Below are 24,124 nucleotides of genomic sequence, written 5' to 3'. Positions count from 1 at the left end.
CGGGGGCGGCCCGGGGCGCGTCCTAGTGCGTGGTCCAGGTGAACTTGTCCCCGCCCACCCAGCGCACGACCGCCGGGTCGTCGAGGTCGTGGACGGTGATGCCGAAGGCGGCGGCGGCCTCCAGTACGTCGGTGACGGCCCTGGCCTCACCGACCACCTGGCCGTCGATTTCTACGATCCGGAACGGGGGCGGGCCCGGGTGGACCCCGAGCACCAGGATGCGCGGACTGCCGATGTGCGGGCTGTCGATCTCGGTCATGCATCGAGGGTAGGCCGCAATCCGTGGTATCGGGGACCTGTCCCGGTCGGGCACGGCACCGCCGCCCGGCTCGTGGTGCGGGTCCCGGTGCTCTGGGGAACCCTGGACATGCCGGCCGAGGCCGGTGGGGCCGGTCGAGGTCGGACCAGGAGGTGGCGATGGACCCCGTCGAGGCGCTGGAGCGGATCGCGTTCCTCCTGGAGCGGGCCCAGGCGCCGACGTATCGCGTCCGTGCCTTCCGCACCGCGGCCGGGGTCCTCGGTGGGCTGTCGGCCGCGGAGCTGCGCGAGCGGGCGGGGTCGCTGGAGTCGCTCAAGGGGGTCGGGCCCAAGACGGCGCAGGTGGCGCGCGAGGCGCTGGACGGGCAGGTGCCCGGTTATCTCGCGAAGCTGGAGGACGAGGCGGACACCCCCCTCGCCCGGGGTGGTGAACACCTGCGGGAGCGGTTGCGCGGCGACTGCCACCTGCACTCGGACTGGTCGGACGGCGGCAGCCCGATCGAGGAGATGGGCCGGACCGCGGCGGCGCTGGGGCACGAGTGGGCGGCCCTGACCGACCACTCGCCGCGGCTGACGGTGGCCCGTGGCCTCTCCCCCGCACGGCTGCGCGAGCAGTTGGACGTGGTGGCGGAGCTGAACGCGGCCTGGGCGCCGTTCCGGCTGCTGACCGGCATCGAGTGCGACATCCTCGACGACGGCTCGCTCGACCAGGAGCCGGAGCTGCTGGAGCGGCTCGACGTCGTCGTCGTGTCCGTGCACTCCAAGCTGCGGATGGACGCCCGCTCGATGACCCGCCGGATGGTGACCGCCGTCCGCGATCCGCACGCCGACGTGCTCGGGCACTGCACCGGGCGGCTGCTGACCGGGCGGGGGCGGCCGGAGTCGGAGTTCGACGCGGACGAGGTCTTCGCCGCCTGCGCCGAGTCCGGCACGGCCGTGGAGATCAACAGCCGGCCGGAGCGGCTCGACCCGCCGCGGCGGCTGCTGCGCCGGGCGGTGGCGGCCGGCGTGCTGTTCTCCGTCGACACCGACGCGCACGCGCCCGGTCAGCTGGACTGGCAGATCCACGGGTGCGCGCGGGCAGAGGAGTGCGGGGTGCCCCCGGAGCGCGTGGTCACCACCTGGTCCCTGGACGAGCTGCTGGCCTGGACGCGGGAGGGCCGTACACCGTCCGGAGTGGCGGGCCGCTGACGTGGTACCCGCCCGTTGATCCATCCTCCACGGATCACGTATGACGCACCACGGAAGGGACAGTGCATGCAACGGGCGGCCGTGTTCGACGTCGACGGGACCCTCGTCGACACCAATCACCTGCACGTGACGACCTGGTGGGAGGCGTTCCGGCAGGCGGGCCACCAGGTGCCGATGCACGCCGTCCACCGGGCCGTGGGCCTCGCCTCCGGCGATCTGGTCGCGCGGCTGCTCGGAGAGGACCGGGACAAGGACCGGGACGCGGAGCTGAGCGCCGCCCACAAGGCACTGTACGGACAGTACTTCGACCGGCTGCCGGCGCTGCCGGGCGCCGGGAGCTGCTGCGCCGGCTGGCCGGTGACGGCTGGAAGGTGGTGCTGGCCACCTCGGCGGGCGGGGCGGAGCTGGGCGCGCTGCGGCGGGCGATCGACGCGGACGACGCGATCGCCGCCACCGCGAGCGCCGACGACGTGGACGCGGGCAAACCGGCGCCGGAACCGGTCGAGCACGCCCTGGAACTGGCCGGGGTGCCGGCCGAGCGGGCCGTCTTCGTCGGCGACACCGTGTGGGACATGCGCGCGGGCAGCCGGGCCGGAGTGCGCTGCGTGGGCGTGCTGTGCGGGGGTCTGCCCCGCGCCGACCTGGCGGAGGCGGGCGCGGAGGCGGTCTACGCCGACCCGGCCGACCTGCTGGCCTCCCTGGGCGGGAGCCCGCTGGCATGAGTCACCGGACCGAACCCCGCACCCGCCCCGCCCGCTTCGAGACGAGTCCGCCGGTCACGCGGGCACCCGGTACCGCATGAGCGCTGTGACACACACCCTCCGGGAGGCACTCCGGGGTCGGCGGCCCCTGGCCGCGGTGTGGTGGGAGGCGTGTTCCGTCGGACGGGCTGCGCGGGCGGCCTGGCGGGGGCCGGGGCGGGAACGCGACCTGGTCGTGCAGTCGCTCAAGGCCGCGGGCGCGGCGCTGATCGCCTGGGCCGTGGCGGGCGTCTGGCTGGACGATCCGATGGCGCTGATGGCGCCCTGGGTGGCGCTCGTCCTCGTCCAGGCCACCGTCTACAGCTCGGTGCGGCAGGCCGGGCAGCAGTTCGCGGCGATCTGCGTCGGCGCGCTGGTGGCGTCGGCGGCACAGGCGATCACGGAGGACAACACGGGGGCTCTGGTGCTGTCCCTGCCGGTGCTGATGCTGGCCGCGAACTGGTCCCGGTTCGGCCCGCAGGGCATCTACACGGCCACCACGGCGGTGTTCGTCCTGGCCTCCGGCACCTCGGTGTCGGCCGCCGCGGTCGGCCATCGGGTGGGCCAGGCGGCACTCGGGGCGGTCATCGGTGTGGCGGTCAACGCGCTGGTGCTGCCTCCGGTCCACCTCCGGGACGTACGGGAGAACCTCGCGGCGCTGGCCCGGGAGTCGGGCGACCTCCTGCACACCGTCGCCGCCGACCTGCGCGAGACCCAGTGGGACGCGCAGAGTGCGGCCGACTGGTCCCGGCAGGCCGCGTGGCTGCAGCGGCGGCTGGACGCGCTCTACTCCGCCCGGTCGTGGAGCCGGGAGAGTCTGCGCCTGACCTCGGGCCCGCTGCGCCGGCTGACCCGCCGGCCCACGGGCGTGCCGCCGGAGGACGAGGACCAGCGGTGGAGCCGGGTCACCGAGAACCTCACCGCGCTGACCCGGGCCCTGGCCGTCGCGGCCGACGAGAACCGGACGCCCGTACCGCCCGAGGGGCCCGTCCTCGACCTGTACGCACGCCTGCTGCGGCTGATCGGCGACGCCTGCCTCGCCGAGGCGGGCCGCCTGGTGGGCGAGCCGGACGTGGCCGACCCGGGGGCGGCCACCGAGGAGACGATGGAGGAACTGCACCAGCGGCTGCAGGAGGGTCTCAAGGAGCACGCCGGACAGGGCGCCGCGCGGACCGCGGTCCTCGGCACCCTGCTGCTCCAGGCGGAGAACCTGTGGGCCGAGATCGTCCCCGATCCCCACGAGCCCGCCGAGCAGTGACGCGCATCACCCCAAACCGCGACAGACGGTGGAACACCGGCAGGTCGTTCGCCGTTGAACAGACCGTGGGTACGGATGGGACAGTGTCCCCGGGCCTCACCTATTGCCCACAGGGACGATCGTTCGGCTGAAGCCCTGTGGAGCCTTTCGCCGAGAGGCGACCGCCATCCGTATCCACCCCGAGCCGCCCCGGCCGTGATTCCCCCGTCGCGGTCGGGGCTTCTCCATGTCCGCCCGCTCCGCGCGTGCCCTTCCGCGGGCGGCGGGTACCCGGTGCTCTCCGCAGCGGCGAACGGCCGAGAGGAGCACAGGGTGAGCAGCGCGACGGGCAGCAGGATCGTGGTCACGGGGGCCACGGGCAACGTGGGCACCAGCGTGGTGCGGCTTCTCTCCGAGGATCCGGAGGTGGGGTCCGTGCTGGGGCTGGCCCGGCGGATCCCCGGCTGGTCGCCCGCGAAGACGGAGTGGGCGGCGGTCGACCTGGCCTCCGAGCGGACCGACCTGACCGGTCACTTCGCCGGGGCCGACGCCGTCGTCCATCTGGCCTGGGCCTTCCAGCCGACGCACGACCCGGCGACGACCTGGCGCACGAACGTGCTCGGCTCCATCCGGGTCTTCGAGGCGGTGGCCGCGGCCGGGGTGCCGACGCTGGTGCACGCCTCGTCGGTCGGCGCGTACTCGCCGGGGCCGAAGGACCACGCGGTGGACGAGTCGTGGCCGACGCACGGCTGGCCGGACGCCGCGTACTGCCGTGAGAAGGCCTATCTGGAACGGACGCTGGACACCTTCGAACGCGACCACCCCGGGATCCGGGTGGTGCGGATGCGGCCGGCCTTCCTCTTCAAGCGGGAGTCGGCCAGTGAGCAGCGCCGGATCTTCGGCGGCCGGTTCCTGCCGGGTCCGGCGGCGCGTCCGGAACTGCTCCCGTTCCTGCCGGACGTCCCCGGTCTGCGGGTGCAGGCCCTGCACACGGACGACGCCGCCCACGCCTACCGGCTGGCGGTGCGTTCCGAGGGCGCCCGGGGCGCGTTCAATCTCGCGGCCGATCCGCCGGTGGACGCCGAGGTGCTGGGCGAGCTGCTGGGGGTGCGTGCGGTCCGGCTGCCCCGCACCGCGGCCCGTTCGGCGATCGCCGCCGCCTGGGGACTGCGGCTGCTGCCCGCCTCGCCGCATCTGTTCGACGCGGTGCTGCGGCTGCCGCTCATGGACTGCACCCGGGCACGGGTGGAGCTGGGCTGGCGCCCGACGCGCACGGCCACGGAGGTGCTGGAGGAGTTCCTGCGGGGCCTGCGGCAGGGCGCGGGGGCGGACACGGAGCCGATGCGCGGGCGCAAGGTGGGCTGAGCGCCACCCCGCGGGCCGGGTGGCTCGTCAGCCGGAGGGCTCGTCGGGCACCGGGTGCTCGGGGTGTACGGCGCCCGAGTGCGGTGCGCCCTGGCGGCCCGTGCCCGCCTCGTCGGTGTCGGGGACGTCGGGCTCCGTCCCGGCCTCCGTGGTCTCCGTGTCGCCGGGGGTCTCCCCGTCGTCCTCGGGGCGTTCGTCGTCCAGGCCCTGCTGGTGCTCGCGCTGCTCGCGGGTGGGCGAGGCGGCCTCCCACGGGTCGTCGTGGTCGCCGGCCTGCTGGTCCGGCATGTCGCGCGGGACGGGGGCACCGTTCTCCCCCGGTCCTTCGTGGCGGTGGTCGGACACGGCAGCTCCTTCTCGCGGCTCTCGAGGTCCTCCGGTCGCCCGACGGCCGTACGGGATCGTCCGGCGGCCGTCGGAGCGACGTCGGGTACCACCGCGGTGCCCGGCGAAACCTCAGTGCGGTGCCCGCTCCTCCAGCGCCGTGCGCCAGGCGGGGACCGGGTCCTGCGGGGCCGGTTCGGGGCGCCTGCCGCCGCGCGCGAAGAAGTCGGCCAGGGGCAGGATCGCGGCGCCGACGGTGACGGCGTCCGGGCCGAGCCGCCCGAGGTCGACCGTCACCTTCCTGGCGGGGTGCCGCAGCGCGTACGACACGGCGTGACGGCGTACGGCGGGCAGGAAGCGGGTGCCGAGCTGGAGACCGGCCCAGCCGCCGATGAGGATGCGTTCCGGCTGGAAGAGGTTGATCAGGTCGGACAGACCGGCGCCCAGGTATTCGGCGGTCTCCTCCAGCACGGCGAGCGCGACCGGGTCGGCGGCCTCGCCGTCGGCCGGGTAGGCGGCGGCGAGCATCGCGGTGAGGGCGGTCTCCTCGTCGGTGCCCTCCGGCACCCGGCCGTCCTCCTCGCGCCAGCGGGCCAGCAGTGACTCGGCGCCCGCGTACGCCTCCAGGCAGCCGAGCGCTCCGCACCGGCAGCGGCGGCCCCGGACCCGGACGGTCAGGTGCCCCCATTCGACCGCCCGGCCCTGCTCGACCTCGGGGGTGACGAGGCTGGCGCCGACTCCGGAGCCGAAGAGGACCACGACCGCGTTGCGGGCGCCGCGACCGGCGCCGAACCACATCTCGGCCTGGCCCAGGGTCTTGGCGCCGTTGTCGATGAGGTAGGGGACGGTGTCGGGCAGCGGGGAGCCGGCGCGCAGCAGGGCCTCCAGCGGGACCGCGTCCCAGCCGATGGTCTGGCCGTGCACCACGGCACCGCGGTCGGCGGTGTGCTCCACGATGCCGGGGACGCCGATCCCGGCGCCGAGCAGCCGCTCGGGCGGGAGTCCCGCCGTGGCCAGCACCTCGGCGACGCCCTCGCGGATGTGCCCGACTATGACGTCGACGTCGTAGCGCTGCGGGGCCAGCGGGCGTTCGGCGCGGGCGAGTTCGGTGAGCGTCAGGTCGAACAGCTCGACCCGCACCCGGGTCTCGCCGACGTCCACGCCGATCATGTGGCCGCTGGCGGGGGCCACGCGCAGCAGGGTGCGGGGGCGGCCGCCGTCGGAGTCGACGCTGCCGGCCTCCTCCACCAGTCCGTCGGCGACCAGGTCGGCGACCACGTTGCTGACGGAACCGGAGCTGAGTCCGGTCGCCGGGCCCAGCTCGAAGCGGCTGAGCGGTCCGTCGAAGTAGAGCCGTTGCAGCACGGCCGTACGGTTGGCCCTCCTCAGGTCGCGCACCGTGCGTCCGTTCCGCCCCGCCATGTGGTTCCTCCCGTACCGTGCCCGGTCTGCAAGATACCTCTGCCCCACGGCCGTACGCGACTTCCCTTGGCACTTAATTCATGCTATGAACTCGCCTCCCCGAAATCCGATGGCGATTCGACGTCTAGGCTATCTACGCTAGGTGCAAACCTAGAGAGCCTAGGTTTCTTTCGATCAAGGGGAGGCTCCCCATGAGAGCACTCGGCGAGCAGGACGTCCGCGGTTCCTTCATCAACTGCTCGAAGGGCGAGGCCAAGCGCCTGGCCGTCCCCCGCGACCTGGACGAGCGTCCCTGGGACGATCTCGACTTCCTCGGCTGGCGGGACCCCGGGGCGCCCGACCGCAGCTATCTGGTCGCCGACCTCGACGGGCGCCTCACCGGTGTGGCGCTGCGCTTCCAGCCGGCCAGGAGCGGCTTCTTCCAGCGCAGCATGTGCGCGCTGTGCCTGACCACCCATCCCCGGGGCGGTGTGTCGCTGATGACGGCGCGCAAGGCGGGCGCGGCGGGCCGCGAGGGCAACTCGGTCGGCCTGTACATGTGCACCGACCTCACCTGTTCCCTGTATCTGCGGGGCAGGAAGGTGTCGCAGAGCGGCGCCCGCTTCGAAGAGAGCCTCACCCTGGACCAACAGGTCGCCCGTACGCTGGGCAATCTGTCCGCGTTCGTCGCCAAGGTGACCGGCTGACCCGTCCGGCGGCGCCCGGCGCGTGAGAGGAGGTCCGGCGGCCCGCGTCCGGCTACCGTCCTGATCGGACACGTTCGAGGCGCCTGCGGAAGGGAACAGCCCGAGGATGCGGGATGTGCTTGAGGCCGCGAGGACGGCTCTGCGGCGGGCGAAGTGGCTGAAGGACCCCATGGTCGTGCAGGCCCTGCGGTCCGCCGCCGCGGCATCGATCGCCTATGTCATCGCGGTACGGCTCACCCCCGACAAGTCGGCGGCGCCCCTGACCGCGCCCCTGACCGCGCTGCTGGTCGTGCAGGTCACCCTGTACGCCACGCTGAAGATGAGCTTCCGCCGGGTGAACGCCGTGGTCGCCGGTGTCCTGGTCGCCATCGCCTTCAGCCAGTTGGTCGGGCTCAGCTGGTGGAGCCTGGCCCTGATCATCGTGGCGGCGCTGGGCGTCGGGCACCTGGTGCGCGCCGAGGAGTTCACCGCCGAGGTGGCGATCAGCGCGATGCTGGTGCTCGGCGTCACCTCGCACGGGAGCCTGGCGTGGGCCAGGGTGGTGGAGACCCTGATCGGGGCGATTGTCGGGCTGGTCTTCAACCTGATCCTCGCGCCGCCGGTGTGGGTGGAGCAGGCCGGTGAGTCGGTCGTGGGGCTGGCCCGGCAGGTGCGCCAACTGCTGCTGCGGATGGGCGAGGAGGCGGTCGGCAGCACGCCCTTCCACGAGGCGGCGGCCCGGCTGCACGAGGCCCGCCGCCTCGACCACGACATCGGCGAGGTGGACGAGGACCTCCGCCAGGCCGAGGACAGCCTGCGGTTCAACCCCCGGGTGCGCGAGGGACTGCTGCACCGGGTGGTGCTCCGCACCGGCCTGGACACCCTGGAGATCTGCACGGTGGTGATGCGGGTCCTCGCGCGCAGCTTCACCGACCTGGCCAAGGAGCGCGAGCCGGAACCCCTGTTCGCGCCGGAGACGGGGGCGGCGATCCAGCAACTGCTCTCCGAGATCGCCGACGCCGTGGTGAGCTTCTCGGTGCTGGTCACCAGCAGCGCGAGCGAGAACGCCGAGTCCGCGGAAGAGCGTCTGGCCGCTGAGCTGCGCCAGGCCGCGAGCACCCGGGACAGGCTGGCCGACCTGCTCCTTGACGAGGTCCGGCGCGACTCCCGGCAGTGGCAGCTGCGGGGCGCGGTGCTGGCCGAGGTGAACCGGATCATCGACGAGATGGACACCGAGCACCGCTCCCGCCGCCTCCTGGAGGAGCTGGACCGCCATACTCGCGAACAGCGCGAGCGCATGCCGCGGCTGACCCGGCTGCGGGACCGGGTGCGGGCCGGGCTGCGCAGGCGGAACCGCGGCACCGCCGCCCGGCGTTCCTCTTGAGGAACGACGAACGGCGCACGGCCGACGAAGGCGCGTGAACGGCGAACGAGGGGGCGTTGGATGGACGACACCAGTGTGCGGATCGACGGGAACCGGCTGATCCTGCCGGGCGGGGCGACGGTCCGCTTCATACGGACCCTGCGGCTGCCGGAGACGGGGACGCACCCGCTGCCGCCCGGGCTCGGCGAGTTCCCGGTCCGCCGGGTGTCCGACTACGCCGACCGGGTGCCCGAGGCGTGGCGGGCGCGCGGCGGCGTGCTGCTGCCGGTGTACCTGCGTGAGGCCATGTGGCTGAGTTTCGCGGGTACGCGGGAGCCCGCCGCGCTCCAGGTGGGGGCGGGCAAGGTGTGCGCGGTCTCCGGCAGGCCCTGGAGCGACCGGTTGTCCCGGGACCCGCAGAACTACGTGGTCCTGCCCCGGCAGCCCTGGCTGGACGGCATCAACTCCGGGACCGGCACGGTCCGTCAGTTCGTGGCGGTGCCGCTCGGCATGGGGGCGACCGTCGAGGGCCAGGTCACCGGCGAGGAGGTCTGGGGCGGCGTCCAGCTCCAGGCGTTCACGCTCAACGACACGGAGCTGGCCCGCTGGCGCGAGGAGGAGCGGCGGCGGACGGAGTCGGCCCGCAGGGCGGCCCGTTCCGGCGGTGCCTTCGGCGCCCCGGCGCCGCTCTCGGCCCCGGCCGCCCCGGGCTCGGCGGCGGGGTACGGCGGCGCACCCCGGTCCGCGCCCGCCATGGGTCTCGGCGTCGGCGGCTCCATGCGCCAGGAGGTGTACCGCGACCAACGGCCGTTGACGGACTGGGCCGAGCGTCCGGCGGGCCGGGTTTTCGTGCACCTGGTGACCCCGCCCGAGTGGCGCCGCATCACCGGTGAGGCGCCGCCGCCGTCCCCCGTGGACCGGGCCGCCTACACCCGGGCCGGTCTGCCCTGGTACGACTACTACGACCAGGACGCCCACGATCTCGCGCCCGCCGAACCGCTCCAGGACGTGCAGCCGGTCGGGGACTGGATCGGCGACGACCACGAGCCCTGGCAGCCGCCCGCGCCCCACCAGGTCCAGCCGCTGGGGGACGCGCCGGGCAAGCCGGTGCAGGACGGGGACTGGTAGCGGCGGACCGGCACGGGAGGGCCGTATGAGCGGTGACGGATGGAGCAGGCGGCGCTTCGTCGGGCTGCTCGCCCGCACGGCCACCGCGACCGCGGCCCTCCCCGCGGCGGCGGCGTGCGGCGGGGCGGCCGGGGCGCGGGCGCCGTCCGCGACGCCGACCCCGTCCCGGGCGGGCGGCGGTGCGTCGGGCAGGGAGCGGGGGTCCTCCGGCCCACGCCCGCTCCTCCTGGGCACCTACACCTCCGCCGAGGGCGGCGGCCAGGGCATCGGACTCGCCGAGTACGAACCCGGCACGGGCCGGATCACCGGCCGCGGCCTGCTCGCCGAGGTGGGCGATCCCTCGTACCTGGCGGTGCATCCCGACGGCCGGACCGTGTACGCGGTCGACGAGCGCGAGGACGGGGCGGTGACCGCCGTCCGGCTGTCGGACCGCAAGGTGCTGGGCAGCCGGAGCACCGGCGGGGCGGCGCCCTGCCACCTCTGCGTGCACCCGGGCGGACGCTGGCTGTTCAGCGCCAACTACGGCTCGGGAAGCGTCGCCGTGCACCCGGTCGACGCCTCGGGCGCACCGGGCGAACGCACCCACCTGGTCACGCACTCCACTCCGCCGCCGGGCCCGGGACAGCGGGGTCCGCACGCCCACCAGGTCGTCACCGCCCCGGACGGCGCCCACGTCCTCGCCGTGGACCTCGGCACGGACACCGTGTACACCTACCGCCTGGACGAGGGCGCGGGGACCCTCGCGGAGGTCGCCCGGGCGCGGACCCGGCCGGGCGCCGGGCCCCGGCACCTCACCTTCCACCCGGGCGGACGCCACGCCTATCTGGCCAACGAGCCTGACGCGGTACGCGGTGGAGGCTCGGGGCGCCCGGCTCCGGCTCCTCGGCACGGTGCCGGTGGGCGGCGACTTCCCGCGGCAGATCGCCTTCTCACCGGACGGCGCGCTGCTGTTCGCGGCCAACCAGCGCTCCGGCACCGTGACCGCGTTCCACGTGGGCTTGGAGGACGGCGGGCTGCGCCCCGCGGGAGAGCCGTTCGCCTCACCCGTCGCCGTCTGTGCGCTGCCGCTGTAGGGCCCGCGGGCAGGAGGTCGCGCTCGCCTGGGCGAGCAGCACGTGCACCCGCTCCGTCAGTTGCGCGATCTCGTCGGCGGGCGCGTGGAACGGCAGGCGTACGTCGCCGTGGTCACGGATCCGTTCGATGCGCAGGGTCAGTCCGTGCCGGTCGACGGCGAGCGGCCGCACCCGGGCCGCTCCGTACAGGCTGTCCGGGTCGACGAGCCGGGTCAGCCGCTGTACGGCGTCGCCGTGGCAGTCGGCGAGATGGGTCAGCAGCCGCGCCTCGGCCAGGGCCAGCGGATCGGGCGCGGCGGCGGTGAACTCGTCGACGTCGACCACCACGGTCCCGGACGGCCGCCGCAGCACCACACGGGTGGGCCGGAAGGCCAGCTGCCCGTCCGCCACGGCCAGCCGGCCGGCGAGCCAGAGCCGGGCCCTGATCCGCCCCCGCACCGGGACGGGCGCCACGTCGGCGAACTCCAGCACGGCGGACGGCTCCCCGCGGGGCGCGCACACCGCCGCGGCGACCAGCGCGCTGTCCTCGGGGACGTCCAGGAGCACCCGGCCGTCGTCGGTCACGGTGTGCGCGCCGACGAACTCCTCCCGGCCGCCCTCCGCGGTCACCGCGCACGACCAGGCGGCGGCGAGCACCGAGCGGGCCTGCTCCGCCGCGGCGGGCGCGGCCGCCCAGGTGTGGCTGTCACCCATCCCAACCTCCGTTCGGCAATTCATTAGGTAAGGCTCACCTAACCTATCGGAGTTCGGGGTGTGCGCCAACCACGACAGCGACGCGACTCGCCACCGCCGCGCGAACCGGACCCGCGGCCTCAGGGCGCGATGGCTCCCAACAGCGCCCGCGCGCACAGGTCCCGCACCTGCTCGCGGGCGGGCTCGGGGTCGCGCAGCCACTCCAGGCAGACCGCGGTGGTGAAGGCCAGCCAGCCGCGCACCGCCAGCCGCACGTCGCCGCGTTCCTCGAAGGCCGGGCCGAACTCCGGGTCGGCGGCGAGGGCGGCGAGGATCTGCCGTTCCTGCGCGGCCAGCGCCTTCTGGTAAACGCGGCGCACCGCCCGGTCGCCCGCCGCGTCGGCGCGGTGGAAGGCGCGGTAGCCGTGCGCGTGGGCCCGCACGTACTCCAGGTAGGCGTCGAGGCCCGCGGTGAGCTGCTCGCGGACCGGGACGCCGGGCACGGCCGCCGTCATCCGCAGCATGCGCTCGCTCTCGCGCTCGACGACCGCCGCGAAGAAGTCCCGCTTGTTCGGGAAGTAGTGGTACAGCAGCCCGCGGGAGACCCCGGCGATCTCGGCGACCTGCTCGATCCAGACCTCGTCGTACGGGCTCTCCGAGAACAGTCGCGCGCCCACCGAGAGCAACTGCTCCCGGCGCTCGGCGGTGCTGAGCCGGCGGCGGGTGCGCTCGCCCTGGTTCGCGGCCATGCCCGCACCTTACTTGACGCCGGTTCAACAACGGGACGACACTGGGCCGCGCTATTGAACCCATGTACAACACGCTCGCCTCGGCTCGTGCAACACGCCGCTGCGTCAAGGGAGATCACGTCATGGCCCAGACAGCGAGGGAGACGGCCCGGGACGGACTGCCGAAGGGCTTCCGCAGCGCCGAGCTGGGCTGGCCCGAACTGCACCGCATCCCGCACCCCCCGTACCGGCTGCCGCTGCTCGGTGACGTCGTGGGCGCGAGCAGGCGCACCCCGATGCAGGACTCGCTGCGGTACGCGCGGCGGCTGGGGCCGATATTCCGGCGGCGGGCCTTCGGCAAGGAGTTCGTGTTCGTGTGGGGCGCCTCCCTCGCCGCCGACCTGGCGGACGAGACGCGGTTCGCCAAGCACGTCGGCCTGGGCGTGGCCAACCTGCGGCCGGTGGCCGGGGACGGGCTGTTCACGGCGTACAACCACGAGCCCAACTGGCAGCTCGCGCACGACGTGCTGGCGCCCGGGTTCAGCCGCGAGGCCATGGCCGGGTACCACGTGATGATGCTGGACGTGGCCGCGCGGCTCACCGGCCACTGGGACCTGGCCGAGGCGGCGGGACGGGCGGTGGACGTGCCCGGCGACATGACCAAGCTGACCCTGGAGACCATCGCGCGCACCGGTTTCGGGCACGACTTCGGCTCCTTCGAACGCCCGCGCCCGCACCCCTTCGTCACCGCCATGGTGGGCACGCTCGGCTACGCGCAGCGCCTCAACACGGTGCCCGCCCCGCTCGCCCTCTGGCTGCTGCGCGACGCGAGCCGCCGCAACGCCGCCGACATCGCGTACCTCAACCGCACGGTCGACGACCTCGTCCGCGCCCGCCGGGCGACCGGTGGCACCGGCGGCGGGGACGGCGACCTGCTCGACCGGATGCTGGAGACGGCGCACCCCGAGACCGGTGAGCGACTGTCCCCGGAGAACGTCCGCCGCCAGGTCATCACCTTCCTGGTCGCCGGTCACGAGACCACCTCGGGCGCCCTCTCCTTCGCCCTGCACTACCTCGCGCGGCACCCCGAGGTCGCGGCCCGGGCCCGCGCCGAGGTGGACCGGGTGTGGGGCGACACCGAGGCGCCCGGTTACGAGCAGGTGGCCAGGCTGCGCTACGTGCGCCGGGTCCTGGACGAGTCGCTGCGCCTGTGGCCGACCGCCCCCGGCTTCGCGCGGGAGGCCCGCGAGGACACGGTGCTCGGCGGCACGTATCCGATGCGGCGCGGGGCCTGGGCGCTGGTGCTCACGGGCATGCTGCACCGCGATCCGGAAGTGTGGGGCCCGGACGCCGAGCGGTTCGACCCGGACCGCTTCGACGCGAAGGCCGTGCGGGCGCGCGCCCCGCACACGTTCAAGCCGTTCGGGACCGGGGCGCGGGCCTGCATCGGGCGGCAGTTCGCGCTGCACGAGGCCACGCTGGTCCTCGGGCTGCTGCTGCGCCGCTACGACCTGCGGCCGGACCCCGGCTACCGGCTGCGGGTCACCGAGCGGCTGACGCTGATGCCCGAGGGGCTGCGCCTGCACCTGGCCCGGCGGACCCCGTCGACGCCCGCGCCCGCCTCCCGCGCGGACGACGCCGGACAGGCACGGGCGGAAGACACCGGGAACGCCGGCTCAGCGTCCCGCTGTCCAGTGCACCGGGCGGGTGACTGAGTCCGGCAGCCTGGTGCCGGGGCCGCCCCTGGCCGCGTTGACCTGCGGCTGGGTCAGGAAGAAGGCGCCCGTCAGATCGGCGTCGGTGAGGTCGGCGTCGCGCAGGTCCGCGCCGATCAGGTCGGCGCCCCGCAGGTCCGCGCCGGTGAGGTCGGCGGCGATGAGGTAGGCCCCGCGCAGGTCGGCCCCGGAGAGGTCGGCGCCCTTCAGGCGGGCGCCCATCAGGTCGGCGTTGCGGCGGTTCTTCCTCCGGCCGCGGGTGCCGGACCGGACCAGCTCGCTGGTGCGCAGCAGGAGCACGTTCACCCGCTGCCGGTGCGCGGCCACGTCGAGGGCGGCCAGCTCCTTCGGTGTCCCCGAGGCGAGGCGCTCGGTGTCGGCGAGGGCGCCGCGCAGGTCGGCGTGGACCGGGCGGGCGGCGGGCAGGGTCAGCGCCTCGGTCAGGTACCAGAGCAGCTCGTGCAGGTGGCGGACGACCGGGAACACGTCGAACATGCGGCGGGCCTGCTCCGGCGGGCCGGTGCGCCAGTCGCTGCCGCCGAAGGTGACCTGCGAGACCCGCTGTCCGGCGCCGAAGCAGTCGTAGACCGTGCAGCCGGTGAAGCCGCGCTCCCGCAGCGTCGCGTGGATGCCGCAGCGGTGGTCGGTGCGCAGGTTCACGCAGGGGGTGCCGGCGTCCTTGTCGGTCGCGAAGTCCGCCGAGCGGGCGAACGGCAGGGCCACGCAGCACAGGCCGAAGCAGCTGTCGCAGTCGCCGCGCAGTTCCGCACCGGCCCGGGTGTCCGCCCCGTCCGCCGTGTGTTCTCGCATGTCGTCGAGGATACGGGCCGCCCGCGCGCGGCTCCGAGGGCGCCCCCGCGCCCCGGGTCAGCCCTCCAGCGCGGACAGGTCGAGTCGGGCCAGCCGTTCCGGGTCGGACAGGATGTACAGGCCCGTGATGAGACCGTCGGCGACGGTGACGTAGGTGACCGACCGCGGCCGCCCCTCGGACACGGCGACGGTACCGACCGCGCCGTTGACCAGGACGACGCGGGCGAGTGGGGCGAGGTGGCGGAAGTGGAACGCCCCGGTGGCGACGGTCCGGGCGCCGCGCACCACCTTGGACGCCGCCACGCCCCGGGCCAGCGCACCGGCGTCGGCCCGCAGCACCACGTCCGGGTGGAGGACAGACACCAGGGCCTCGAAGTCACCGGCGCGGCTAGCGGCCAGGAACGCCTCGACCACCCGGCGCTGCCGCCCGAGGTCCGGTTCGGCCGCGGGGGTCGCCTCCCGCACCCGGCGCCGGGCCCGGCTGGCGAGCTGGCGGGTGGCGGCCGGGGTGCGCTCGACGACCGGTGCGATGGCGTCGAAGGGCACGGCGAACATGTCGTGCAGGACGAACGCCAGCCGCTCGGCCGGTTCCAGGGTCTCCAGGACCACCAGCAGGGCGATGCCCACCGAGTCGGTGTGCAGGGCCTCCGCCTCCGGGTCGGCCTGGGGCAGGGCCCGCAGCACGGGGTCCGGCACAAAGGTGTCGAAGCCCTCGGTCATGGGCTCCTCGCGCCGCGCGGTGCGGGAGCGGAGCAGGTCCAGGCAGATCCGGCCGGTCACGGTGGTCAGCCAGGCGCCGAGGTTGTCGATGCCGTCCCCGCCGGAGCGGTCGAGCCGCAGCCAGGCCTCCTGCACGGCGTCCTCCGCCTCGGCCAGTGAGCCGAGCATGCGGTAGGCCACCGCCTTCAGCTGCCCCCGGTGCTCCTCGAACCGCTCGGCGAGCCGCTGCTCCTGCCGCATGTCCCGCACGTCCCGCTCCCCGCGCACGCCCCGCTCCCCCGCCACGCCGCTACCGTCCGAAGACTTCGAAGGTCACCGCCGGCTTCCCGCCGAACCGCTCCCCGGCGGCCTGGGCGAAGCCGGTGAGGAATCCCCGCACATACGTCTCGGGGTCCTCCTCCGTCAGCACCTCGATGTACGTGCGGTGTTCGAGCAGCGAGCGCACCGCGCGCTCCAGCCCCGGCGTGGCGTCCACGGCGTGAGTGGGCGAGGAGGAACCGGCGACCGCGACCCACCGCACGCCGTTCCAGGGTTCGAGGCCCTGCTCGGTCAGCTCGGGGAAGATCCACCGGTTGCCCGCGTCGGCCGCCGCGTCGAGCGTGGCACGGCCGACGGCGACGTGGTCCGGGGTGTTCCAGGCGACACCGCCCCAGGTGTCCCGGTGGTTCATGGTGATGACCAGCTCGGGTCGGTGCCGCCGGATCGCGGCGGCGATGTCGCGGCGCAGCGCGGTGCCGTACTCGACGACGCCGTCCCGGTGGTCGAGGAACTCCACCTCGCTCACCCCGACGACGGCCGCGCTCGCCCGCTGCTCCCGCTCGCGCAGCGGGGCGCACTCGGCGGGCGGCAGCGTGTCGATGCCCGCCTCGCCCCTGGTCGCGAGGACGTAGGCGACCTCGCGGCCCTCGTCGGTCCAGGCCGCGATCGCCGCCGAGCAGCCGTACTCCAGGTCGTCCGGGTGCGCCACCACGGCGAGGGCGCGGCTCCAGTCGCCGGGCATGGGCTCCAGTTGCGTGATCGTCGGCTCCGTCATGCCCGCACAGTAACCCGCGCCGCTGACATCGCACCCGGATTTCGGCGCGGTGCCGGGTGTCCGGCCCCGGCCTCTCAGGCCTCGTCGTGGGCGAGCGCGAGCAGCCGGTCCAGGACGCGGGGGCCGCCGGCCCGTACGCCGTCGTGCTCGAACTCGTCGGTGACCCAGGTGCGCAGGCCCCGGATCGCGCGGGCGGTGGTCAGGGCGTGGGCGGTGTCGACGTACATGTCGTCGTGGTAGACGGCCGCGGCGGCCGGGACCTCGTTGGCGGCGAGGCGGGCGGGGTCGTACAGCGGGGTCCAGTCGGTGCGGGCGGCGAGCAGTTCGGCGGTCTCGCGCAGGGGGCGCAGCGCCGGGTCGCAGTCGAACATCCAGGGGTGGATCGACTCGCCGGTGAACAGCAGCGGTTCGTCGCCCGCGAGGGCCTTCGCGGCGTCGAAGCGCGGGAACTCGGCGCGGACGCGCTCGGCGGACCAGTCGGTGGGCCGGGCGTCCTGGCCGTAGATGACCTCGTGGATGAGGGCGTACAGCGGGTTGGCCGCGTAGGACAGCAGGCCCTGTGCCTGCTCCTGGAAGGCGTCGGACAGCTCGTGTCCGTTCGGGGTGCGGACGAAGGCGTCCTCCAGCAGGAAGTGCAGCCGGTGGCTGCCCTCGCTGCCGCCGAGCATGATGCCGAGCGACTGGAAGGCCTCCACGGTGAGGCGGTAGCCGCCCGGCAGGACCACGTCGTGGGTCAGGAGGTGGTCGGCGATGCGGCGGGCGCGCTCGACGTCCTGCGGGTAGCGGGCGTAGTGCGCGACGACCTTGCGCTCGATGCGCGGGTAGGCGGCCCGGTAGACGTCGTCCGCGTGGGCGTCCAGGGAGGGCAGGCCGCCGGTGATCAGGGCGGTGCTCAGGCCCTCGGGGGCCAGCGACAGGTAGGCGACGGTGCAGAAGCCGCCGAAGCTCTGGCCGAGGACGGTCCAGGGGGCGCCGCCGGTGACCTGGGGGCGGATGGCCTCGCAGTCGCGGACGATGGCGTCGGCGCGGAAGTGGGCGAGGTAGTCGGCCTGCTCGGCGGGGCCGCCGCGCAGCGGGAGCGTCTGGCGGTTGGCCGGGGTGGAGGCGCCGGTGCCGCGCTGGTCCAGGAGCAGGACGCGGTAGTCCTTCAGGGCGCGGCCGAACCAGGCGGGACGGCCGATGAAACGGTTCGCCCCGAAGCCGGGTCCGCCCTGGAGGTAGACCAGCCAGGGCAGGTCCTGGTCGGCCTTGTCGCTCGCGACGGCCTCGCGGGCGTACAGCTCGATCGTCTCCCCGCTGGGGTCGGCGTGGTCGAGGGGCACGGTGAAACGGCGGTCGGTGAGGACGACGCCTGGCTGGCGGTAACTGACGCTCAAGGGGTCTCCCGGGCGGACGGATCTGGCGGCCGATTCTTTCGGCCATGCCCCAGTTCAGCACACCGTCCTGCGGCCGTCGGCCCCCGGGATCATGACAGCGTGCTGACCGGCCGGTCAGCGGGCGGCGAGGCTGGAGCGCCGCACCACCAGCTCCGGCTGGAGGACGACCCGCCGGTGCGGGTGGGGCCGGCCGGTGCCCTCCAGCTCGGTCTCCTCCAGGAGCAGTTCGGCGGCCATGGCGCCCATGGTGACGGCGGGCTGGCGCACGGAGGTGAGCGGGACGGCCGCGGCGGCGGCGAACTCGATGTCGTCGTAGCCCACGATCGCGAGGTCGTCCGGGACGCCGACCCCGGCGGCGTACATGGCCTGCAGGACGCCGAGGGCGAGCAGGTCGTTGGCGCAGAAGACGGCGGTCGGGCGCTCGGCGAGGCCCAGGAGGCGGGCGCCGGCGTCGCGGCCCGCGGCGACGTCGAGGCGCTCGGTGGGCAGTTCGCGCAGCGCGTCGGGGCCGAGTCCGGCCTCGGCGAGCGCGGTGAGGGCGCCGGTGCGGCGGTCGCGCACCTGGTTGAGGCCGGGCGGGCCGCTGACGTAGGCGATGGAGCGGTGTCCGGCGTCCACGAGGTGGCGTACGGCCAGCGCGCCGCCCGCGACGTCGTCGACGGAGACCGAGCACTCGGTGGTGCCCTCGGCGACCCGGTCGACCAGCACGAAGGGGATGTTGTGGCGCCGGAAGCCCTCGATGTTGCGGCCGGTGGCGTCGGCGGGGGTGAGCAGGACGCCCCGGACCCGCTGCTCGGCGAAGAGCGAGAGGTACTCGGCCTCCTCGCCCGGGTTCTGCGCGCTGTTGCAGACCATCACGCCGAGTCCGGCCTCGCGGGCGGCGCGCTCGGCGCCGCGGGCGACGTCGACGAAGAACGGGTTGCCCATGTCCAGGACGAGGAGCCCCATGATGCGGCTGCGGCCGGCGCGCAGCTGGCGCGCGGACTCGCTGCGGACGTAGCCCAGCCGGTCGATGGCGGACAGCACCCGCGCGCGGGTCTCGGTCGCGACGGTGTCGGGGCGGTTGATGACGTTGGAGACCGTGCCCACGGAAACTCCGGCGGCGCGGGCGACGTCCTTGATACCCACGGAATGGGCCATCGGGCAGGGACCTCCGAGGTCGGGCTGGGTCTGGGGGGGGCGGCCGCGGGACCTTCACACAGTACCCGGGCCGCCCCGACGAGGTCCCCGTCAGGCGAGGTGGAACACCTCGGTGAGGGGCTTCATCGCCTCGTCGGGGCGGGCCCCGTCGAGGGACTCGAACAGCGGGGCCATCTCCGCCTGCCAGCGGGCGTTGACCTCGGTGGCCTCCATCCCGGCCCGGGCGGCGGCGAAGTCCTCGGTCTCCAGGTAGCCGACGAGCAGGCCGTCGTCCCGCAGGAAGAGCGAGTAGTTGTGCCAGCCGGTGGCGGAGAGCGCCTCGCACATCTGGGGCCACACGGCGGCGTGGCGTTCGCGGTACTCCGCGACGCGGTCCCGGCGGACCTTGAGCAGGAAACAGACGCGCTGCATGGACTGCCGCTCCCGTACGAGGGTGGTGATCAGAAGTTGAACCGGTCGACGTTGTCGGCGGTGAACACGGTCGGCTTGCCGAGGTTGATCACACCGTCCTTGCCGATGGTGTACTCGCCCAGGGCGCCGGCCTCGAAGGTCTCGCCCTCCTTGCCGGTGATCTGCCCGGAGGACAGGGCGACGGCGGTGCGCGCGGCGAGTTCGCCGAGCTTGGCCGGGTCCCACAGCTCGAACGCCTCGACGGTGCCGTTCTTGACGTACTTGCGCATGTCGTTGGGGGTGCCGAGGCCGGTGAGCTTGACCTTGCCCTTGTACTTGGAGCCGGACAGGTACTGGGCGGCGGCCTTGATGCCGACGGTGGTCGGGGAGATGATCCCCTTCAGGTTCGGGTGCTCCTGGAGCAGGCCCTGGGTCTGCTGGAAGGACTTCTGGGCGTCGTCGTCGCCGTAGGCGACCTTGACCAGCTTGATGTCCTTGTACTTCGGGTCCTTCAGCTCGTCCTTCATGATCTCGATCCAGGCGTTCTGGTTCGTCGCGGTCTGCGCGGCGGACAGGATCGCGATCTCGCCCTTGTTGCCGATCTGCTCGGCCAGCTGCTGCACCTGGGTGCGGCCGATGTCGTCGGCGGACGCCTGGGAGATGAAGGCGTTGCGGCACTCGGGGTTGGTGTCCGAGTCATAGGTGACGATCTTGATGTCGTTCTTCATCGCCTGCTTGAGCGCGGTGCACAGCGCACCGGGGTCCTGCGCGGAGACGGCGATGGCGTCGACCTGCTGCTGGGTGAGCGTGTTGACGTAGGAGACCTGGCCGGCGGTGTCGGTGCCGCTGGAGGTGCCGACCTCCTTGTAGCTGGAGCCCAGCTCCTTGACGGCCTTCTCGCCGCCCTTGTCGGCGACGGTGAAGTAGGGGTTGTTGACCTGCTTGGGCAGGAAGCCGACGGTCAGTCCCTTCTTCGTCTCGGCGTTCGGGTCGGCCTTGCCCGCCGTGGCGGCCTTGCCGCCCTCGTCCTTGACGTCCTCCTTCGTGGTGCCGCCGCAGGCGGTGGCGGCCAGGGCGAGGGAGGTGACGGCGGCGAGGGTCGCACAGGTACGGCGGATGGACGACTTGCGCATGGTGGGTTCCTTACGAGGGTGGGCGGGGCCGGTGACGGGGTTCACGCAGTGGGCGCGGGCGCCTTGGACGGGGGTGTGGGTGCCGCCCCGCGTCCGGCCCTTGCGAGGGAGATCTGCCGTGCGACCCGGGGGCCGAGCACGGAGAGCACGAGCAGGACGCCGGTGACGACGATCTGCGACTGGGCGGAGACGTCCTGGAGGCTCATCACGTTCTGCAGCGCGCCGAGCAGGAACACGCCCGCGATCGCCCCGCCGAGCGTGCCCTTGCCGCCGTCGAAGTCGATGCCGCCCAGGAGCACGGCGGCGACGACGGACAGTTCGAGGCCGGTGGCGTTGTCGTAGCGGGCGCTGGCGTAGTGCAGGGCCCAGAAGACGCCGGTGAGGGACGACATCAGACCGGTCAGCGTGAACAGGATCAGCTTCTGCCGCTTGACCCGGAGGCCGGCGAAGCGCGCGGCCTCCTCGCTGGCGCCGATGGCGAACAGCGACCGGCCGAACGGCGTGGCGTGCAGGGCGAGCACGGCGATGGCCAGCAGCGCCAGGAACGGCAGGAAGGCGTACGGCAGGAAGGTGTCGCCGAGGCGTCCGGCCGCGAAGTCCAGGTACTGCGAGGGGAAGTCGGTCACCGAGTCGGAGCCGAGCACGATCTGCGCGATGCCCCGGTAGGCGGCCATGGTGCCGATGGTGACGGCGAGGGAGGGCAGCCCGAGCCGGGTGACCAGCAGGCCGTTGACCAGACCGCACACCACGCCGAGCAGCAGGCAGATCGGGATGATCGTCTCGATGGTCATGCCCTGGTTCCACAGGGCGCCCATCACCGCGCCGGACAGTCCCGCGGTGGAGGCCACCGACAGGTCGATCTCGCCGGAGACGACCAGCAGCGTCATGGGCAGGGCGATCAGCGCGATCGGCAGGGTGTTGCCGATCAGGAAGGACAGGTTGAGGGCGTTGCCGAAGCCGTCGACGAAGCCGAAGGAGAGCAGCAGGACGACCACGAGGAGGGCGCCCACCGCCCCGTCCCACCTCAAGGAGGCGGACCAGCGGACGACGCGCGTCGGGGAGCTGTCAGCCATGGCGGGCGTTCCTCTTCTTCAGGGCGTTGGCCACGCGCAGCGCGACGATCCGGTCGACGGCGATGGCGAGGATGAGCAGGATGCCGTTGATGGCCAGCACCCACACGGAGCTGACGCCGAGGGCGGGCAGCACGCTGTTGATCGAGGTCAGCAGCAGCGCGCCCAGAGCGGCGCCGTAGACGCTGCCGGAGCCGCCGGTGAAGACGACGCCGCCGACCACCACGGCGCTGACGACGGTCAGTTCGTAGCCGTTGCCGGTGCCGGAGTCGACGTTGCCGAACCGGGCGAGGTAGAGGGCTCCGGCGAGTCCGGCGAGGGCCCCGCAGAAGGTGTAGGCGGCGAGGATCCGCTTGCGGACCGGGATGCCGGCCAGCCGTGCGGCCTCGGGGTTGGAGCCGAGCGCGTACAGCTCGCGTCCGCTGCCGAACTGCTTGAGGTAGTACGCCGTGGCGACGAGCACCGCGAGGGCGATCATGGCCAGCCAGGGCACGGCGGAGATGCCGCCGGAGCCGAAGTCGACGAAGCCGCCGGGCAGGTCGGCCGCGGTGATCTGCCGGGAGCCGACCCAGATGGAGTCGATGCCGCGGATGATGTAGAGGGTGCCGAGGGTGACGACGAGGGCGGGCACCTGGCCGAGGCTGACCAGCAGGCCGTTGAGGAGGCCGAAGCCGATGCCCAGCAGCACCGCGAGCAGCACCGCCACGACGGGGTTGCCGCCGCCCTGGAGGTAGGTGCCCGCGGCGAAGGCGCTGATGCCGAGGGTGGAGCCGACGGACAGGTCGACGTTGCGGGTGATGACGACCAGGGACTGGCCGGTGGCGACCAGGACCAGGATGGTCGCGTTCAGCAGCAGGTCCTTGATGCCCTGCTCGGACAGGAACTCGCTGTTGCCGGCCTGGGTGAGGGCGATCATCACCAGGAAGACCAGCAGGATGGCCAGTTCGCGCATCTTGAAGATGCGGTCCACCAGCCGGGTGGCGCCGGCCGTCGGCACGTCGGCCGCGGGGGCCTTCTCGGGTGCGGTGACCGTCATGCGGCGGCCCTCCCCGTGGCTGCGGCCATCACGGTCTCCTCGGTGGCGTCGGTGCGGGATATCTCGGCGGTCAGACGGCCCTCGTGCATCACCAGGACGCGGTCGGCCATGCCGAGGACCTCGGGCAGGTCGGAGGAGATCATCAGGACGGCCACGCCGTCGGCGGCGAGCTGCGAGAGAAGCCGGTGCACCTCGGCCTTGGTGCCGACGTCGATGCCGCGGGTGGGTTCGTCGACGATCAACACCTTGGGGCCGGTGGCCAGCCACTTGGCGAGGACGACCTTCTGCTGGTTGCCGCCGGACAGGGTGGCGACGGTGTCGGCGATGCGGGCGTACTTGACCTGGAGCTTGACCGCCCAGTCGAGGGAGCGGCTGCGCTCGGCGCCGCGGTCCATGAGCCCGGCCCTCACGGTCGTGCGCAGGCCGGTGAGGCCGATGTTGCGCTCGATGGACATGTCCATCACCAGGCCCTGGGCGCGGCGGTCCTCCGGGACGAGGGCGAGTCCGGCGGCCATCGCGGTGGAGGGGGCGCCGTTGACGAGCGGCTTGCCGTCGACCTCGACCTCCCCGGCGTCCCAGCGGTCGACGCCGAAGACGGCGCGGGCGACCTCGGTGCGTCCGGCGCCCACCAGTCCGGCCAGCGCGACGATCTCACCGCGCCGCACCTCGAAGGAGACGTCGGTGAAAACGCCCTCGCGGGTCAGCCTGCGCACGCTCAGGGCGGTCTCGCCCGGGGTGACCTCCTGCTTGGGGTACAGCTCGTCGAGGTCGCGGCCGACCATGCGGCGCACCAGGTCGTCCTCGGTCATGCCCTCCAGGGGCTCGCTGGCGATCCGGGCGCCGTCGCGCAGGGTGGTGACCCGCTTGCAGATGCGGAAGATCTCCTCCAGGCGGTGGGAGATGAACAGCACCGCGGCGCCCTGTTCGCGCAGGGTGCGCACCACGCCGAAGAGCCGGGCCACCTCGCTGCCGGTGAGGGCGGCGGTCGGCTCGTCCATGATCAGGACCCGGGCGTCGAAGGAGAGCGCCTTGGCGATCTCGACGATCTGCTGGTCCGCGATGGACAGGCCGCGTGCGGGCCGGTCGGGGTCCAACTCGACACCGAGGCGCAGCATCAGTGCGGCGGTGGCGGCATGGGTGGCCCTGTGGTCGATGCGGCCGAGGGCGCGGCGCGGCTGGCGGCCCATGAAGATGTTCTCGGCGATCGACAGATCGGGGAAGAGGGTGGGCTCCTGGTAGATCACGGCGATGCCGGCGTCGCGGGCGTCGCCGGGGCCGTGGAACACGACCGGTGCGCCGTCGAGCAGCACCTGGCCGGCGTCCGGCCGGTGCACTCCGGCCAGCGTCTTGATGAGGGTCGACTTTCCGGCGCCGTTCTCGCCGGCGAGGGCGTGCACCTCGCCGGGGAACAGCTCCAGGGAGACGTCCCTGAGCGCACGGACCGCGCCGAAGGACTTGGAGACGTCCCTGAGCGCCAGGACCGGGGCCGTACCCGTGTCGGACGGGTGGGTCATTGGGGGCTCCTCGACGACACC

At 73.7% G+C, this 24,124-nt stretch carries 22 protein-coding genes and 2 pseudogenes; 9 read left to right on the top strand and 15 right to left on the bottom strand.

Translation table 11 applies throughout. The annotated features are described in order from the left end of the window. Positions 1-22 precede the first annotated feature (22 nt). A complete protein-coding gene (locus tag ACGH52_RS35020) occupies positions 23-259 on the bottom strand; it encodes a hypothetical protein (protein ID WP_059296829.1) in 237 nt (78 codons plus the stop codon). A 158-nt stretch (positions 260-417) separates the two neighbouring features. Here ACGH52_RS35020 and ACGH52_RS35015 point away from each other — a divergent pair, with 158 nt between their 5' ends. The 4 genes and pseudogenes from ACGH52_RS35015 (at position 418) to ACGH52_RS35000 (ending at position 4,791) form a co-directional block, all read left to right on the top strand. Beyond that, the gene (locus ACGH52_RS35015; protein ID WP_059296830.1) at positions 418-1,449 is read left to right on the top strand and encodes a PHP domain-containing protein; all 1,032 of its coding nucleotides are present in this window, start codon (positions 418-420) and stop codon (positions 1,447-1,449) included. Between the two features lie 66 nt (positions 1,450-1,515). Next, positions 1,516-2,171: pseudogene (locus ACGH52_RS35010) on the top strand (HAD family hydrolase). A gap of 76 nt (positions 2,172-2,247) precedes the next feature. Beyond that, positions 2,248-3,447: an FUSC family protein gene (locus ACGH52_RS35005; protein WP_399945299.1), complete on the top strand. Its 1,200-nt coding sequence runs from the start codon at positions 2,248-2,250 to the stop codon at positions 3,445-3,447. A 312-nt stretch (positions 3,448-3,759) separates the two neighbouring features. Then, entirely contained in the window at positions 3,760-4,791 is a 1,032-nt protein-coding gene (locus ACGH52_RS35000) for an SDR family oxidoreductase (RefSeq protein ID WP_076972839.1), read from the top strand. Positions 4,792-4,818: 27 nt separating this feature from the next. On the opposite strand, the gene ACGH52_RS34995 is transcribed toward ACGH52_RS35000, so the two are convergent. Together ACGH52_RS34995 and ACGH52_RS34990 are read right to left on the bottom strand one after the other, a co-directional pair. After that, complete coding sequence (locus tag ACGH52_RS34995; protein WP_059296833.1) at positions 4,819-5,136, bottom strand: hypothetical protein; 318 nt, start codon at positions 5,134-5,136, stop codon at positions 4,819-4,821. A gap of 111 nt (positions 5,137-5,247) precedes the next feature. Next, positions 5,248-6,537, bottom strand: a complete 1,290-nt coding sequence (locus ACGH52_RS34990; protein ID WP_059296834.1) for an ROK family transcriptional regulator — start codon at positions 6,535-6,537, stop codon at positions 5,248-5,250. A 191-nt stretch (positions 6,538-6,728) separates the two neighbouring features. On the opposite strand from ACGH52_RS34990, the gene ACGH52_RS34985 reads away from it, so the two are divergent. From ACGH52_RS34985 to ACGH52_RS34970, 4 genes and pseudogenes are all read left to right on the top strand, one after another. Further along, the gene (locus ACGH52_RS34985) at positions 6,729-7,223 is read left to right on the top strand and encodes an FBP domain-containing protein (protein WP_399945294.1); all 495 of its coding nucleotides are present in this window, start codon (positions 6,729-6,731) and stop codon (positions 7,221-7,223) included. A 106-nt stretch (positions 7,224-7,329) separates the two neighbouring features. After that, positions 7,330-8,586, top strand: a complete 1,257-nt coding sequence (locus ACGH52_RS34980) for an aromatic acid exporter family protein (RefSeq protein ID WP_193777846.1) — start codon at positions 7,330-7,332, stop codon at positions 8,584-8,586. A 60-nt stretch (positions 8,587-8,646) separates the two neighbouring features. Further along, positions 8,647-9,693, top strand: a complete 1,047-nt coding sequence (locus tag ACGH52_RS34975; protein ID WP_121704060.1) for a hypothetical protein — start codon at positions 8,647-8,649, stop codon at positions 9,691-9,693. A gap of 25 nt (positions 9,694-9,718) precedes the next feature. Further along, positions 9,719-10,766 (top strand): annotated as a pseudogene (locus ACGH52_RS34970) (lactonase family protein). Here ACGH52_RS34970 and ACGH52_RS34965 read toward each other — a convergent pair. Further along, positions 10,734-11,459, bottom strand: coding sequence for a DUF2470 domain-containing protein (locus ACGH52_RS34965; protein ID WP_399945290.1), 726 nt, complete (start codon positions 11,457-11,459; stop codon positions 10,734-10,736). The pseudogene ACGH52_RS34970 and the gene ACGH52_RS34965 overlap by 33 nt on opposite strands. A 119-nt stretch (positions 11,460-11,578) precedes the next feature. Further along, on the bottom strand, positions 11,579-12,187 hold the full coding sequence (locus tag ACGH52_RS34960; RefSeq protein WP_059296840.1) for a TetR/AcrR family transcriptional regulator: 609 nt from the start codon (positions 12,185-12,187) through the stop codon (positions 11,579-11,581). Positions 12,188-12,309: 122 nt separating this feature from the next. Here ACGH52_RS34960 and ACGH52_RS34955 point away from each other — a divergent pair, with 122 nt between their 5' ends. Continuing rightward, the gene (locus ACGH52_RS34955) at positions 12,310-13,881 is read left to right on the top strand and encodes a cytochrome P450 (RefSeq protein ID WP_399945287.1); all 1,572 of its coding nucleotides are present in this window, start codon (positions 12,310-12,312) and stop codon (positions 13,879-13,881) included. On the opposite strand, the gene ACGH52_RS34950 is transcribed toward ACGH52_RS34955, so the two are convergent. The 10 genes from ACGH52_RS34950 to ACGH52_RS34905 form a co-directional block, all read right to left on the bottom strand. Beyond that, positions 13,843-14,691 carry a pentapeptide repeat-containing protein gene (locus ACGH52_RS34950; RefSeq protein WP_399945284.1) on the bottom strand — a complete coding sequence of 283 codons (849 nt, stop codon included), beginning with the start codon at positions 14,689-14,691 and terminating at the stop codon, positions 13,843-13,845. The two genes, ACGH52_RS34955 and ACGH52_RS34950, sit on opposite strands and share 39 nt — an antisense overlap. A 57-nt stretch (positions 14,692-14,748) precedes the next feature. Next, a complete protein-coding gene (locus tag ACGH52_RS34945) occupies positions 14,749-15,651 on the bottom strand; it encodes a sigma-70 family RNA polymerase sigma factor (RefSeq protein WP_076972946.1) in 903 nt (300 codons plus the stop codon). Between the two features lie 49 nt (positions 15,652-15,700). Continuing rightward, the gene (locus tag ACGH52_RS34940) at positions 15,701-16,444 is read right to left on the bottom strand and encodes a PIG-L deacetylase family protein (RefSeq protein WP_076972847.1); all 744 of its coding nucleotides are present in this window, start codon (positions 16,442-16,444) and stop codon (positions 15,701-15,703) included. A 74-nt stretch (positions 16,445-16,518) separates the two neighbouring features. Beyond that, a complete protein-coding gene (locus ACGH52_RS34935; RefSeq protein WP_399945280.1) occupies positions 16,519-17,820 on the bottom strand; it encodes an alpha/beta fold hydrolase in 1,302 nt (433 codons plus the stop codon). 114 nt (positions 17,821-17,934) lie between these two features. After that, positions 17,935-18,960: a LacI family DNA-binding transcriptional regulator gene (locus ACGH52_RS34930; protein WP_399945277.1), complete on the bottom strand. Its 1,026-nt coding sequence runs from the start codon at positions 18,958-18,960 to the stop codon at positions 17,935-17,937. Positions 18,961-19,050: 90 nt separating this feature from the next. Beyond that, the gene (locus ACGH52_RS34925; protein ID WP_076972850.1) at positions 19,051-19,371 is read right to left on the bottom strand and encodes an L-rhamnose mutarotase; all 321 of its coding nucleotides are present in this window, start codon (positions 19,369-19,371) and stop codon (positions 19,051-19,053) included. A 29-nt stretch (positions 19,372-19,400) separates the two neighbouring features. Next, positions 19,401-20,483, bottom strand: a complete 1,083-nt coding sequence (gene rhaS, locus ACGH52_RS34920; RefSeq protein ID WP_076972851.1) for a rhamnose ABC transporter substrate-binding protein — start codon at positions 20,481-20,483, stop codon at positions 19,401-19,403. A gap of 41 nt (positions 20,484-20,524) precedes the next feature. Then, on the bottom strand, positions 20,525-21,556 hold the full coding sequence (locus ACGH52_RS34915) for an ABC transporter permease (protein WP_399945272.1): 1,032 nt from the start codon (positions 21,554-21,556) through the stop codon (positions 20,525-20,527). Then, the gene (locus ACGH52_RS34910) at positions 21,549-22,589 is read right to left on the bottom strand and encodes an ABC transporter permease (RefSeq protein ID WP_399945269.1); all 1,041 of its coding nucleotides are present in this window, start codon (positions 22,587-22,589) and stop codon (positions 21,549-21,551) included. The genes ACGH52_RS34915 and ACGH52_RS34910 overlap by 8 nt, the downstream gene beginning before the upstream one ends. After that, positions 22,586-24,103 (bottom strand): sugar ABC transporter ATP-binding protein, encoded by a 1,518-nt coding sequence (locus ACGH52_RS34905; RefSeq protein WP_399945266.1) that lies wholly within the window; start codon positions 24,101-24,103, stop codon positions 22,586-22,588. Before ACGH52_RS34905 ends, ACGH52_RS34910 begins: the two co-directional genes overlap by 4 nt. Positions 24,104-24,124: the final 21 nt, after the last annotated feature.

This window comes from Streptomyces sp. BBFR25 (assembly GCF_044590125.1).
In the GTDB taxonomy this organism is placed as follows: Bacteria; Actinomycetota; Actinomycetes; order Streptomycetales; family Streptomycetaceae; genus Streptomyces; species Streptomyces canus_D.
Note: the sequence above shows the minus strand (reverse complement) of the source record. Positions and strands in the feature narration are given on the sequence as shown.

Bases quoted from the DNA above. Each gene is read 5' to 3' on its own strand.
- ACGH52_RS35020 (WP_059296829.1), bottom strand. From the start codon at position 259: ATGACCGAGATCGACAGCCCGCACATCGGCAGTCCGCGCATCCTGGTG.
- ACGH52_RS35015 (WP_059296830.1), top strand. From the start codon at position 418: ATGGACCCCGTCGAGGCGCTGGAGCGGATCGCGTTCCTCCTGGAGCGG.
- ACGH52_RS35005 (WP_399945299.1), top strand. From the start codon at position 2,248: ATGAGCGCTGTGACACACACCCTCCGGGAGGCACTCCGGGGTCGGCGG.
- ACGH52_RS34990 (WP_059296834.1), bottom strand. From the start codon at position 6,537: ATGGCGGGGCGGAACGGACGCACGGTGCGCGACCTGAGGAGGGCCAAC.
- ACGH52_RS34985 (WP_399945294.1), top strand. From the start codon at position 6,729: ATGAGAGCACTCGGCGAGCAGGACGTCCGCGGTTCCTTCATCAACTGC.
- ACGH52_RS34980 (WP_193777846.1), top strand. From the start codon at position 7,330: ATGCGGGATGTGCTTGAGGCCGCGAGGACGGCTCTGCGGCGGGCGAAG.
- ACGH52_RS34975 (WP_121704060.1), top strand. From the start codon at position 8,647: ATGGACGACACCAGTGTGCGGATCGACGGGAACCGGCTGATCCTGCCG.
- ACGH52_RS34965 (WP_399945290.1), bottom strand. From the start codon at position 11,459: ATGGGTGACAGCCACACCTGGGCGGCCGCGCCCGCCGCGGCGGAGCAG.
- ACGH52_RS34960 (WP_059296840.1), bottom strand. From the start codon at position 12,187: ATGGCCGCGAACCAGGGCGAGCGCACCCGCCGCCGGCTCAGCACCGCC.
- ACGH52_RS34955 (WP_399945287.1), top strand. From the start codon at position 12,310: ATGGCCCAGACAGCGAGGGAGACGGCCCGGGACGGACTGCCGAAGGGC.
- ACGH52_RS34950 (WP_399945284.1), bottom strand. From the start codon at position 14,691: ATGCGAGAACACACGGCGGACGGGGCGGACACCCGGGCCGGTGCGGAA.
- ACGH52_RS34945 (WP_076972946.1), bottom strand. From the start codon at position 15,651: ATGCGGCAGGAGCAGCGGCTCGCCGAGCGGTTCGAGGAGCACCGGGGG.
- ACGH52_RS34940 (WP_076972847.1), bottom strand. From the start codon at position 16,444: ATGACGGAGCCGACGATCACGCAACTGGAGCCCATGCCCGGCGACTGG.
- ACGH52_RS34930 (WP_399945277.1), bottom strand. From the start codon at position 18,960: ATGGCCCATTCCGTGGGTATCAAGGACGTCGCCCGCGCCGCCGGAGTT.
- ACGH52_RS34925 (WP_076972850.1), bottom strand. From the start codon at position 19,371: ATGCAGCGCGTCTGTTTCCTGCTCAAGGTCCGCCGGGACCGCGTCGCG.
- rhaS (WP_076972851.1), bottom strand. From the start codon at position 20,483: ATGCGCAAGTCGTCCATCCGCCGTACCTGTGCGACCCTCGCCGCCGTC.
- ACGH52_RS34915 (WP_399945272.1), bottom strand. From the start codon at position 21,556: ATGGCTGACAGCTCCCCGACGCGCGTCGTCCGCTGGTCCGCCTCCTTG.
- ACGH52_RS34910 (WP_399945269.1), bottom strand. From the start codon at position 22,589: ATGACGGTCACCGCACCCGAGAAGGCCCCCGCGGCCGACGTGCCGACG.
- ACGH52_RS34905 (WP_399945266.1), bottom strand. From the start codon at position 24,103: ATGACCCACCCGTCCGACACGGGTACGGCCCCGGTCCTGGCGCTCAGG.